This is a genomic window from Bacillus sp. ILBB4 (genome assembly GCF_035064545.1).
GTDB lineage: Bacteria > Bacillota > Bacilli > Bacillales > Bacillaceae_H > Priestia.
In genome coordinates this window covers 859609-871290 of the sequence record NZ_JAIQVD010000001.1, presented here as the reverse complement: position 1 = coordinate 871290, position 11682 = coordinate 859609, and the positions used below count along the sequence as shown (strand labels likewise).

General features: G+C 37.5%; 17 protein-coding genes. 14 read left to right on the top strand and 3 right to left on the bottom strand.

All coding sequences use genetic code 11. The features are described 5' to 3' along the window. Window positions 1-37: 37 nt before the first annotated feature. The 4 genes from LAV82_RS04685 (at window position 38) to LAV82_RS04670 (ending at window position 2938) form a co-directional block, all read left to right on the top strand. Window positions 38-961 (top strand): PLP-dependent cysteine synthase family protein, encoded by a 924-nt coding sequence (locus LAV82_RS04685; protein ID WP_499715690.1) that lies wholly within the window; start codon window positions 38-40, stop codon window positions 959-961. Window position 962: 1 nt separating this feature from the next. Further along, window positions 963-2096: a bifunctional cystathionine gamma-lyase/homocysteine desulfhydrase gene (locus tag LAV82_RS04680; protein WP_013059271.1), complete on the top strand. Its 1134-nt coding sequence runs from the start codon at window positions 963-965 to the stop codon at window positions 2094-2096. 81 nt (window positions 2097-2177) lie between these two features. Beyond that, window positions 2178-2408, top strand: coding sequence for a YrhC family protein (locus tag LAV82_RS04675; RefSeq protein WP_013059270.1), 231 nt, complete (start codon window positions 2178-2180; stop codon window positions 2406-2408). A 389-nt stretch (window positions 2409-2797) separates the two neighbouring features. Next, window positions 2798-2938, top strand: a complete 141-nt coding sequence (locus LAV82_RS04670) for a YrzI family small protein (protein ID WP_013059269.1) — start codon at window positions 2798-2800, stop codon at window positions 2936-2938. Between the two features lie 170 nt (window positions 2939-3108). On the opposite strand, the gene sigK is transcribed toward LAV82_RS04670, so the two are convergent. Further along, window positions 3109-3837: an RNA polymerase sporulation sigma factor SigK gene (gene sigK / locus LAV82_RS04665; RefSeq protein WP_013059268.1), complete on the bottom strand. Its 729-nt coding sequence runs from the start codon at window positions 3835-3837 to the stop codon at window positions 3109-3111. Between the two features lie 215 nt (window positions 3838-4052). On the opposite strand from sigK, the gene LAV82_RS04660 reads away from it, so the two are divergent. Then, on the top strand, window positions 4053-4199 hold the full coding sequence (locus LAV82_RS04660; RefSeq protein ID WP_013059267.1) for a hypothetical protein: 147 nt from the start codon (window positions 4053-4055) through the stop codon (window positions 4197-4199). 175 nt (window positions 4200-4374) lie between these two features. On the opposite strand, the gene pssA is transcribed toward LAV82_RS04660, so the two are convergent. After that, on the bottom strand, window positions 4375-4914 hold the full coding sequence (pssA, locus tag LAV82_RS04655; RefSeq protein WP_013059266.1) for a CDP-diacylglycerol--serine O-phosphatidyltransferase: 540 nt from the start codon (window positions 4912-4914) through the stop codon (window positions 4375-4377). A gap of 114 nt (window positions 4915-5028) precedes the next feature. Here pssA and LAV82_RS04650 point away from each other — a divergent pair, with 114 nt between their 5' ends. Further along, a complete protein-coding gene (locus LAV82_RS04650; protein ID WP_499715689.1) occupies window positions 5029-5811 on the top strand; it encodes a phosphatidylserine decarboxylase in 783 nt (260 codons plus the stop codon). Between the two features lie 73 nt (window positions 5812-5884). Here LAV82_RS04650 and LAV82_RS04645 read toward each other — a convergent pair whose 3' ends face one another. Further along, on the bottom strand, window positions 5885-6025 hold the full coding sequence (locus LAV82_RS04645) for a sporulation histidine kinase inhibitor Sda (RefSeq protein ID WP_013059264.1): 141 nt from the start codon (window positions 6023-6025) through the stop codon (window positions 5885-5887). A gap of 549 nt (window positions 6026-6574) precedes the next feature. Here LAV82_RS04645 and LAV82_RS04640 point away from each other — a divergent pair. The 8 genes from LAV82_RS04640 to LAV82_RS04605 are packed head-to-tail and all read left to right on the top strand — an operon-like array spanning window position 6575 to window position 11667. Next, complete coding sequence (locus LAV82_RS04640; protein ID WP_013059263.1) at window positions 6575-7087, top strand: YqeG family HAD IIIA-type phosphatase; 513 nt, start codon at window positions 6575-6577, stop codon at window positions 7085-7087. A 3-nt stretch (window positions 7088-7090) separates the two neighbouring features. Continuing rightward, on the top strand, window positions 7091-8197 hold the full coding sequence (gene yqeH, locus LAV82_RS04635; RefSeq protein ID WP_211077270.1) for a ribosome biogenesis GTPase YqeH: 1107 nt from the start codon (window positions 7091-7093) through the stop codon (window positions 8195-8197). 19 nt (window positions 8198-8216) lie between these two features. After that, the gene (aroE, locus tag LAV82_RS04630) at window positions 8217-9056 is read left to right on the top strand and encodes a shikimate dehydrogenase (RefSeq protein ID WP_016765605.1); all 840 of its coding nucleotides are present in this window, start codon (window positions 8217-8219) and stop codon (window positions 9054-9056) included. 18 nt (window positions 9057-9074) lie between these two features. After that, the gene (gene yhbY / locus LAV82_RS04625; protein ID WP_013059260.1) at window positions 9075-9374 is read left to right on the top strand and encodes a ribosome assembly RNA-binding protein YhbY; all 300 of its coding nucleotides are present in this window, start codon (window positions 9075-9077) and stop codon (window positions 9372-9374) included. A 60-nt stretch (window positions 9375-9434) separates the two neighbouring features. After that, window positions 9435-10007, top strand: coding sequence for a nicotinate-nucleotide adenylyltransferase (locus tag LAV82_RS04620; RefSeq protein ID WP_013059259.1), 573 nt, complete (start codon window positions 9435-9437; stop codon window positions 10005-10007). After that, on the top strand, window positions 9994-10566 hold the full coding sequence (yqeK, locus tag LAV82_RS04615) for a bis(5'-nucleosyl)-tetraphosphatase (symmetrical) YqeK (RefSeq protein WP_028411664.1): 573 nt from the start codon (window positions 9994-9996) through the stop codon (window positions 10564-10566). Before LAV82_RS04620 ends, yqeK begins: the two co-directional genes overlap by 14 nt. After that, window positions 10559-10912 (top strand): ribosome silencing factor, encoded by a 354-nt coding sequence (gene rsfS, locus LAV82_RS04610; protein WP_013085071.1) that lies wholly within the window; start codon window positions 10559-10561, stop codon window positions 10910-10912. Before yqeK ends, rsfS begins: the two co-directional genes overlap by 8 nt. Continuing rightward, window positions 10909-11667 (top strand): class I SAM-dependent DNA methyltransferase, encoded by a 759-nt coding sequence (locus tag LAV82_RS04605; RefSeq protein WP_211077271.1) that lies wholly within the window; start codon window positions 10909-10911, stop codon window positions 11665-11667. The genes rsfS and LAV82_RS04605 overlap by 4 nt, the downstream gene beginning before the upstream one ends. Window positions 11668-11682: the final 15 nt, after the last annotated feature.

Here is an 11682-nt window from a genome sequence, read left to right as displayed (position 1 = left end):
TTAAGTTATATTATTTGATAGCGAGGTGTTCAAGATTATGAAGGTAGCCAAAAACATTCATGAATTGATTGGAAACACACCTATGATTGAGATTACACAATTTGATTTACCTAGAGAAATCAGGATATTTGCTAAACTGGAATATGTTAATCCAGGAGGAAGTGTAAAAGATCGTTTAGGAAAAGAACTGATGCAAGAAGCTCTTAGCTCTGGAAGACTGAGGCGAGGCGGAACGGTGGTTGAGCCTACTGCTGGAAATACGGGGATTGGGCTGGCTTTAGCTGCTCTTCAGCACGAAATAAACGTCATACTATGTGTTCCAGAAAAATTCAGTATTGAAAAACAGCAGCTTATGAAGGCTTTGGGGGCAACTGTGGTTCAAACACCTACTGAAGCTGGTATGAAAGGTGCTATAAACAAGGCTCAAGAGCTGCTGCGTGAAATACCTGGTTCTTATTGTCCTCAGCAGTTTGCTAATCCGGCCAATCCTATGACTTATTACAAAACCTTAGGGCCAGAAATATATGAACAGCTTGATGGAAAAATCGACGTGTTTGTAGCTGGAGCAGGTACAGGTGGAACATTTATGGGTACAGCAAAATTTTTGAAAGAAAAAAATCCTTCTCTAAAAACAGTCATTGTGGAGCCAGAAGGTTCGATTTTAAACGGAGGGAAATCCGGCCCTCACTTAACTGAAGGAATTGGAATGGAGTTCATCCCTGATTATATGGAGCGGTCTTATTTTAATGCTATTCATACTGTTGAAGATGTTTATGCTTTTCAAAGAGTGAAAGAGCTGGCTTTAAAAGAAGGGTTACTAGTAGGGAGCTCTTCAGGAGCAGCCTTCGAAGCAGCCCTGCTCGAAGCAAAAAATGCAGAAAAAGGCGCTCATATCGTCACCATTTTTCCCGATAGCAGCGAACGGTACTTAAGTAAAAATATTTACAGTGGAGGAAGATAAGATGAAACGTAAAACACAATTAATTCATGGTGGAATTGTTGGCGATGAACAGACGGGTGCTGTCTCTGTTCCTATTTATCAAGTGAGCACTTATAAACAAGAGGGAGCTGGAAAACATACGGGATACGAATATTCGAGAACCGGTAACCCTACACGACACGCCTTAGAAGAACTTATCAAAGAAATTGAAGGAGGATATGCGGGGTTTGCGTTTGGATCTGGTATGGCAGCTACTACTGCTGTATTCATGCTGTTTAACAGCGGAGATCATGTGCTAATTACAGATGACGTATACGGAGGAACGTACCGAGTGATTACAAAAGTGCTGAGCCGTATTGGCATTGAAGCTACTTTTATTGATACAAGCGACATCGAAAATATTAAGAAAGAAATTCGCCCCAACACAAAAGCTATTTATATCGAGACTCCCACGAATCCTCTCCTAAAAATTACTGACTTGCAGCAGGCTTCTTCAGTAGCTAAACAGCATCATTTACTTACCATCGTTGATAACACATTCAGTACCCCGTATTGGCAAAACCCTATCGAAAAAGGTGCGGATATCGTTCTGCACAGTGCAACTAAGTATCTAGGCGGCCACAGTGACGTTGTAGCAGGGCTAGCTGTTGTGAATTCGCCTAAATTGGCAGAAGACCTTCATTTTATTCAAAATGCGACTGGAGGCATTTTAGGACCCCAAGATTCTTGGCTTTTGATGAGGGGGATTAAAACATTAGGAATACGAATGGAAGAACATGAATTCAACACTGGGAAAATAGTAGAATTTTTACTTGCTCATCCTGCTGTTACAAAAGTATATTATCCAGGATTAAAAACCCACCCAAACCACCTTATTGCTAAAAAGCAAGCAAGAGGTTTTGGGGGAATGGTTTCTTTTGATGTGGGAAGCGAAGAGAAAGCGGAACAAGTACTGAGCAAAGTGAAATATTTTACATTAGCAGAAAGTTTAGGAGCCATTGAAAGCCTTATTTCCATTCCTTCTAAAATGACTCATGCTTCTATACCGAGCGACCGACGTAAAGAGCTAGGAATTACAGATGGATTAATTCGTATTTCTGTAGGCCTTGAAGATGTAGAAGATTTAATTGAAGACTTAGAAGAGGCATTGAAATGATTATGGTAAAAATAGGATTTTTATAGACCTATAGATCTATGATAGAGTAGAGTTATAACATTCTACTGAGAAGGTGATTGTATGAAAGCTCAACACATCAAAGCAAAAATTGAAGATTACAGCCGCTTTATTTACGTCCTTCTAGCCGTAAGTACATTCTTGTACATTGGTGTTATGATTGGCCAAGGTGAAAAAAGTGATATGCAGCTTGGAATAATGGAAGCAATCGTTATTCTTTTTGCCGCCCTTGCCTTTTATTTTAGTTATCAAACTAAAAAACTGAAAAAAGAACTAATGAAAGAAAAAGAATAATAGATGTAAAAAGGCGATTATACATCGTCTTTTTTTATGAGGGTTGAAAAAATAAAAAAATTCCCTATTTTTCAAAAAAACAGTTTACTTTTTATGAGTCCGTGGATATAATTACCATTGTAAGGAAAATACTTTATTAAAAGGAGGTCGAGTCATATGTTAAGACGTTTATCAGTTATGGGTCATCCAGTTTCAACTATGTTCAAAAATCGTCTATATACGTATACTATTCGGCCGTGTTCCTGTATCAAGTAACTTTCTTACTTTGATCATTAAAACACGTTAATTCACCACAGGTGCGAATAGTAGCCCTGTGGTTTTTATTATTTTTCAGCCACAGGATGCTTATGCATTACTGTGGCTTTTTTGTGTATAAGGAGGTGATTGTAATGACACTGAACATTTTCTTTTTAACTATTACCATAAAGTCCCGTCAATACTCAGAGGCAGAAATTAAGCATGAACAGTATGTAAGACAATTAGAAGAAGAAATAAAAGACCGCAAGTATGAGTTTTATCGTCATTTCTAATTTGAACAGTGGAAAGGAGTGGATGAATGATGATTAATCAAAAAGGATATATCGTTGTATGGCTGCTTGTGGAGAAAGATTCCACCTAAATGATTAGTAGGGGGAGTAATGATGTGTTTGCTACGGATTATTATTTGGAAATTATTTTAAAAAAAGAGCGGAAAGAAGGATTAATTCTCCTTCTTTCCGCTCTTTTTTTTCTCTTTTTCGGCTCTGTAAAATTCGTGAAACATTTTCATCAGCGCTCGCTTTTCAATTCGCGAAACATAACTTCTTGAAATATTTAATTCTTTTGCAATTTCTCGCTGGGTTTTTTCATCCTGCAGATCCAAACCGAAGCGGCCAACAATTACTTCCTTTTCTCGATCATCGAGAATATCGATGTATTCTTTTATTTTTTCTAATTCCATATTTAGTTGAATCATATCAATTACATCGTCTGATTCTGATTTTAATACATCAATCAAACTGATTTCATTTCCTTCTTTATCCTGGCCAATTGGATCATGGAGCGACACATCTTTTTTTGTTTTTTTGAGCGCTCGCAAGTGCATCAATATTTCATTTTCAATACATCGTGCGGCATAAGTAGCTAATTTTGTTCCTTTTCCTTGCGAATAACTTTCGATTGCTTTAATTAAACCGATTGTCCCAATTGAAATTAAATCTTCCGCATCCTCTCCCGTGTTTTCAAACTTTTTAACAATATGCGCAACGAGCCGGAGATTGTGTTCAATAAGAAGGTTTCGCGCTTCTTGATCTCCTTGTTCCATTAAAGATAAATATCTCTTTTCTTCAGCAGCAGACAAGGGTTGAGGAAACGCATTGTTTTTTACGTAGGAAACAAGGAAAACCAATTCTTTAAAGAAATAGCCTAGTGCGGTAAATAATGCAGACATCTCTTCACCTCCATAAGGGGATATCAACCTGTGAGAGACTAACATTACACTATATGTAAAAAGAAGGATGTCTTTGCCTGTACGTTTAAAATTCCCCCGGGGACAAGAGAGTTTGAAAAAGTCCACAGATTTTTCTTTAGAGATAGTTACCAGCCTATACAGGGGAAAAGTATGTACATACGCTAGTAGTAGTTTATAGTGTAAGGAGGGAGAGTATGTACGGTTACGGAGGCTGCTGTTATCCTAATTATCCAGCTTACCCATGTGGAGGAGGCTTCGGCTGGGGACTTGGATTGTTGATTGTTCTGTTTGTCCTGTTATTAATTTTCGGAAGCTTCTATTGGTTTAGCTGCTGGTATTAAAAAAAACTCATGCATGCGCATGAGTTTTTTTAGATGACATATCCTACCGAATAGAACCATTCATTTTTAAGAATTCTTAAGGAATTTTCGCTTTGTTTCTTAAAGAAGATGATTTATTCTATAATTAAGAAAAGAAGCAAGACGATAATATTCCTCAATAAAAGTAAGTAGAGCTCTATACTTTTTTTAGCTTGAAAGTACTAATCATCAAGCAAGCGAGTACGATAATTAAAAACATATAAAAGTGTGAAGGCAAATAAGGGACGCCTAAGTAGCTAAGAGTTAATAAACAACCTGCTGCGGTAATAGGGAGCCCTGTAAAATACCCAGTATTTTCTGTGATGTTAAAGCGGGCAAGACGAAGTGCTCCGCAAGCAATGTAACAGATGGTAACAATTGAACCTGCAGCACCAAAGTGAGATAAAATACTTTGATAAAGTAGTAGAGCTGGAGCGATGCCAAATGATATAATATCGCACATGGAGTCCAGTTGTTTTCCAAGTTCAGATTCAATTTGCAGCTTTCTGGCTACCATGCCGTCGAATCGGTCTGCTAACGCTGCTAAAAAAATTAGTAATAAACTTAAGTTCAGTTCATTTTTCATGACAAATAAAATAGCAAAGCTTCCTAAACTTAAATTAACAATCGTTAAGGAGTTTGCCGCTTGGGATCTCAGCTTTTTAATTGTATGATCTAGATAGTCTAATAAAAACAATTTCCTCACTCCTTTAAAGGATGGAATGAACTAAAGGTAAAAATAATGGTAATTTCATTGTAGACGCAAACCTTATTCTAGTAAAGAACTATTCAGTATGTGGAGGTAAAATTATTGTTGCAGCACCTGTATCGAACGTTTATTGAGCTTACGAATCACCAAGGATCATCGAAGCTCATTCGAAAATTCACTTTCTCTAAATGGAGTCGGTTTGTTATACCCTCCTATACAAAAGTTTTTAAAGTAAATAAAGAAGAAATGGACAAGCCTCTGCATCACTATCAAAACTTACATGAGCTATTTATTCGCCGTTTGAAACCTTCTGCCCGTCCGGTCGATCATCAGAAAGACAGCGTTGTCAGTCCTGTAGATGCAAAGATAGAAGCATATGGAGTCATTACGCCTCAAAAAGAAATGATTGTAAAAAACAAACCTTATTCTATACAGGAAATGGTTTCAAATGATCTCGTTCTTGAAAAATATATAGAGGGACAGTTTATTATCCTCTACCTTAGTCCGAAAGACTATCATCGCATTCACAGCCCTCTTAAAGCCCAGGTGGGGGATACGTGGACCGTTGGACAAAAGTCTTATCCAGTAAATTCATTAGGAATCAAATACGGGAAAGAACCGCTTGTGAAAAATTTCCGGAAGCTCACGGAGTTAACATTTGAAAATGGTCACATGCTGATGGTAAAAGTAGGAGCCATGTTTATCAACAGTATTGAAGCGGTTTCTAAAAAAGAAGTAGTCGAAAAAGGGGAAGAAATGGCTTACTTCACGTTTGGCTCGACTGTCATTTTATTATTTGAGAAGAACTCAATCACTTTTGCTTCTAATGTTTACTCAGGTTCTTACGTAAAATGTGGAGAACCAATTGCTCATTTGAAAAAATAGAGCCTATATAATAAAAGAGTAGATAGATAAATGAAGATGCAGCTTTCTTTTATTAAGAAGGCTCTTTTATTCGTTAAGAAGGAATTTGTATGCTAATCTTTAATGATCTTCTTTCAATTTCCTCTTCAATTAATTTTATAAAATCAGGGCTTAATTGCAGTTCAGTTGCTTTGCTGTATGATTCAATAAGCAGCTCATCTGATAATTTTCTCATAAGATTGCCGCCACCTCCTACTAAAATAAATATCCTAAAAAGTTATATTTAAATGCTAATAAATTCCTTATTTATAATCTAACATGAATCAAATAAAGGAACAATCGTTCTGTTATCCACAGCTTTCGGTGGATAAAATGTGGGTATGTTGTTTATAATTACCATTAATTGCTGAACTATAACAGAGGATAATGTGTATAACCTTATCCACATAATCGGGCTTATCAATTTTTGTCGAAAACTTTTAACGGAATTTGTTTACCACTTACCCTATTTGATAAGTAATAAACGTTTTCTGCACTATTTTTTATTTTAAGTTTGCAGTGGGTGAATATATCGTAAGCTCACGAACAAATGGAGTTTTACTACCTTTTGTCAATAACTTTCTGTATAAAGTTAAAGCATTCACAAGGCATATCCTTTATACTAAGAAAAGACCTGTTTTTGAAGAGAATAAAATTTTAGGTTGGAAAATAACAAGAAGTCGTTATAATGATAGACGGCGTTAATTTTAGTATGTAACTATATATTCGAGGTGCATGATACGTGTTGAAACTTTTTTTACCAAATGAACATGTGAAAAACGTGTTTCAAATTAAGCCAGACGATTTGAAAGAGCGCGGAATAAAAGGAATTATTACCGACTTAGATAACACGTTGGTGGAATGGGATCGCCCTGATGCCACTCCGGAATTAATTGAGTGGTTTCAGTTAATGAAAGATAGTGGAATTAAAATTACGATTGTATCGAATAATGTGGAGAAACGAGTCAAGCTGTTTTCAGATCCAGTTGGACTTCCATTTGTATATAAAGCACGCAAACCGATGCGTAAAGCATTTAGAAGAGCTCTTCGTGATATGGAGCTGCAAAAAGATGAGGTTGTAGTTATTGGTGACCAGCTTTTAACGGATGTATTAGGAGGAAATCGTCTCGGCGTATATACGGTTTTGGTTGTACCAGTTGCGCAAACAGATGGATTTGTAACGAAATTTAACCGTAAAATGGAACGAAGAATTCTAGGTTGGATGAAACGAAAAGGTATGATTAACTGGGAGGATTAAAACGTGAGTGAAGAAAAATTACAGTGCGTAGGATGCGGAGTGGAGATTCAAACAGAACGACCGGATGAACTTGGCTATGCTCCAAAATCAGCACTAGAAAAAGAAGCTATTATTTGCCAGCGATGCTTTCGCTTGAAGCATTATAATGAAGTACAAGATGTTTCCTTAACAGACGATGATTTTTTAAAAATCTTAAATGGAATTGGTCAAACGGACGGTTTAGTTGTAAAAGTTGTAGATATCTTTGACTTTAACGGCAGCTGGTTACCTGGTTTGCATCGATTTGTTGGAAATAACAAGGTTCTTTTAGTGGGAAATAAAGCAGATTTACTGCCAAAGTCTATAAAGAAAAATAAACTAATTCATTGGATGAAGCGAGAAGCGAAAGAGCTTGGGCTAAAATCAGTGGATGTGTTTCTCATGAGCGCGCAAAAAGGACAAGGAATTCGAGAAATTGCCGAAGCCATTGAATATTATCGCGAAGGTAAAGATGTATATGTTGTGGGATGTACAAACGTTGGTAAATCAACATTTATTAATGCCATTATTAAAGAAGTAACGGGAGAAAAAGATATTATTACCACATCTCAATATCCGGGCACAACGCTGGATATGATTGATATCCCGCTTGATAACGGCGCGTCTTTATATGATACGCCTGGTATTATTAATCACCATCAAATGGCTCACTATGTAGATAAACGAGACTTAAAGCTAATTTCTCCTAAAAAAGAAATAAAGCCGAAGGTTTATCAGCTAAATGAAGGGCAAACGTTATACTTTGGAGGACTGGCGCGCTTAGATTATGTACAGGGAGGCCGCAAGTCATTAACATGTTATGTATCGAACGATTTGCATATCCATCGTACGAAGCTTGAAAAAGCAGATGAGCTGTATGAAAAGCAAGCAGGTGAACTGCTTCAGCCGCCGCGCCCAGAGCAAATGGATGAGTTTCCTGAACTGGTTGCACATGAATTTACAATAAAAAATGAAAAAACGGATATTGTTTTTTCAGGGCTTGGCTGGGTGACGGTTAATGAGTCAGGTTCAAAAGTTGTGGCGCATGCACCAAAAGGAGTCGGCGTATTTGTGCGCGATTCTTTAATTTAAACAAAAAGGGGAAAAAATCTTGAGTACATTATATGGGCTAGTTGGTTATCCGCTTGGGCATTCACTATCGCCATTGATGCAAAATGACGCCTTTAAACGTCTGAATATGGATGCTCATTATGAAGCTTTTCCAATTGAACCTGTTCATTTTGAGTCAGCCATTGGAGAGCTAAAAGATAAAAACATTCAAGGATTTAATGTCACGATTCCTTATAAAGTTGATATTATGAAGCATTTGGATGAAGTCGATCCATTAGCAAAGGCAATTGGCGCTGTAAATACAGTTGTTAATCAAGATGGCCGTTATATTGGATACAATACCGACGGAGAGGGGTATGTGACGTCTTTACTCAAAGCAGTAGAAGGCAGCTTATCCCAAAAAAGAATTTTAATTATTGGAGCTGGAGGAGCTGCAAAAGCTATTTTTTATACAATTGCCGCTCAGCATGCTCCCGAGGTAATTGCGATATGCAATCGTACCGTCGAAAAAGCAGCTGTATTAGCTAACGAGCTGCCTTTTTCGACGAAAACGGCGGCGATGTCTATTTCTGATGCGGAAAAACAATTAGATACATTCGATATTATTATTAATACCACTTCAGTGGGAATGTATCCTAACGTTGATGAGCTGCCATTAGCACTTACTTTATTGCAAAAAGAAGCCGTAGTCAGCGATATTATTTACAACCCTTTAAAAACAAAGCTTTTAAAAGAGGCTGAAGCAAAAGGGGCAGGCACTCATAACGGTGTCGGTATGTTTGTACTGCAAGGTGCACTTGCATTTGAAAAGTGGACGAACGTCCGTCCTGACGAAGAGGCAATGGAACACATTGTTCTTTCAACACTAACTAAGAGATAAGATACAACGGAGGTTTTTATGTTAACAGGTAAACAAAAACGTTTTTTACGTTCAAAAGCACATCATTTAAATCCAATTTTCCAAGTAGGAAAAGGTGGAGTCAACGAAAATATGATTGGTCAAATTGCTGATGCATTAGAAGCAAGAGAATTATTAAAAGTAAGCATTCTGCAAAACTGTGACGAAGATCGTGACACGGTTGCTGCTCGATTAACAAAAGGAACAAAAGCAGAGCTTGTACAAGTGATTGGAAATACAATTGTATTATATAAAGAATCACGCGAAAATAAGCAGTTAATGCTTCCAAAAGTGAAATGAAATAGAGCGGGGAAACCCGCTCTATTTAAAAATGAAGTAAATTAAAGGAGTCGGGGATTGTTGAAGAGTATTGGAATTTTAGGTGGAACATTCAATCCGCCTCATTTGGGGCATTTAATGATGGCAAATGAGGTTTTGCATGCCTTGAAATTAGATGAGATATGGTTCATGCCGTCGTATATTCCACCTCATAAAACAATCAAAGAGCCTATTGAGCCATATCATCGTTTACAAATGCTAAAGCTAGCTATTGAAGAACATGATCAATTTACCCTGCAGCCGATTGAATTTGAGCGCAAAGAGCCTTCATATACATATGATACGATGAGAATACTAACGGAGAAGTATCCAACGTATCAGTTTCATTTCATCGTTGGTGCTGATATGGTAGAATATTTGCCGAAGTGGTATGAAATTGATGAATTAGTCAATTTGGTTACATTTGTAGGTGTAAAACGCCCGGGGTATACCATTACGTCCCCTTACCCGATAAAAGAAGTAGAAGTTCCGCAGTTTGATGTCTCCTCTTCCTTTATTCGCGAACGAGTAGTAAAGAAAGAAACCATTCGTTATTTTATACCTGCTGGTGTTAAACAATATATCGAGGAGAATCAATTATATGAATCGAACTGAGGCATTAGAAATCGTAAAGAAACAGTTAACAGAACGTCGTTATATTCATACTGTCGGGGTAATGGAAACAGCAATTGAATTAGCTAAGCGTTTTGAAGCAGACGAAAAAAAAGCAGAACTGGCTGCTATTTTTCATGACTATGCCAAGTTTCGTCCAAAGGAAGAGATGAAGCAAATTATTATTGATCAAAACATGAACCCTTCTTTATTGGAATACAATACCGAATTATGGCATGCTCCAGTAGGCGCGTTTTTAGTGAGAAATGAAGTAGGGATTACGGATAAGGAAGTATTGGATGCGATTGCTTACCATACATCCGGAAGACCTGGCATGACGTTACTTGAAAAAATTGTGTACGTTGCTGATTACATTGAACCCGGAAGGAGATTTCCAGGTGTTGATGAAGTGCGGGAGTTAGCTAAAACCGACTTAAATGCAGCACTTATTCAATCACTGAAAAACACCATTTCTTTTTTAATGACTAAACATCAGGCCGTTTATCCCGATACGATGATGACATATAATGATTTAATCTTAGGAGGTCAAACACATGACTGAACGTGAATTGCTATCTCTTGTTGTAGAAGCAGCAGACGATAAAAAAGCAATCGATATCGTAGCGTTAAATATGGAAGGAATCTCACTTGTGGCAGATTATTTTGTTATTTGTCACGGTAACTCAGATAAACAAGTGCAGGCAATTGCTCGTGAAATTAAAGAAAAAGCACACGAACAAGGCATTTCTGTGAAGCGTTTAGAAGGATTTGAGCAGGCTAAGTGGGTTCTTGTTGATCTTGGAGATGTTGTGGTTCACATTTTCCATAAAGATGAGCGCGGATATTATAACTTAGAACGCTTATGGGGAGATGCACCATTTGTAAGTTCAGAAGAGCTACAGCTATGAGCAGGTACGGAGAATTTGCCTACGTATATGATCAGCTAATGGCAGACGTTCCGTATGACGAGTGGGCTGAATTTTTTAATCAGCAGGTGGCAAAAGCGAAAACAAAGCCTGACAGTATATTAGACCTTGCCTGCGGCACGGGAGAACTCTCCGTTCGATTTGCACAAGAAGGTTTCTCCGTAGTAGGCGTTGATTTGTCTGATGATATGCTTATGGTAGCCCAGGAAAAGGCGACAGAAGCAGGGGTAACGCTATCTCTTTTTCAGCAAAACATGGCGGAACTTGAGTTATTGAAAGAGTTCGATTGTGTAGTAATCTTTTGTGATTCTTTGAACTATTTGCAAAGTGATAAAGAAGTTCAAGAAACCATTCAACGTGTATATAAGCACTTAAAACCAGGTGGGCTTTTTATATTTGATGTTCATTCAGTGCACAAGATGAAGGACGTATTTGGAAATCAATCTTTTTCTTACGTAGATGAAGACGTGTCATATATTTGGAACTGCACCTATGACGATACAGATATGCGCGTAGAGCATGATATTACGTTTTTTGCTTATGATGAAGAAATGGATGCATATCATCGCTTTGATGAGGTGCATGCTCAGCGCACTTGGTCGATTGACCATTATCAATCATGGCTGAGCGAAGCTGGTTTTATAAATATAGAAGTAAGTGCAGATTTCAAAATGAGTGAGCCTACTTCAAACAGTGAGCGCATCTTTTTCTCTGCGCAAAAAAAAGAAGCCGAGTAGAGGCTTCTTTTTTTG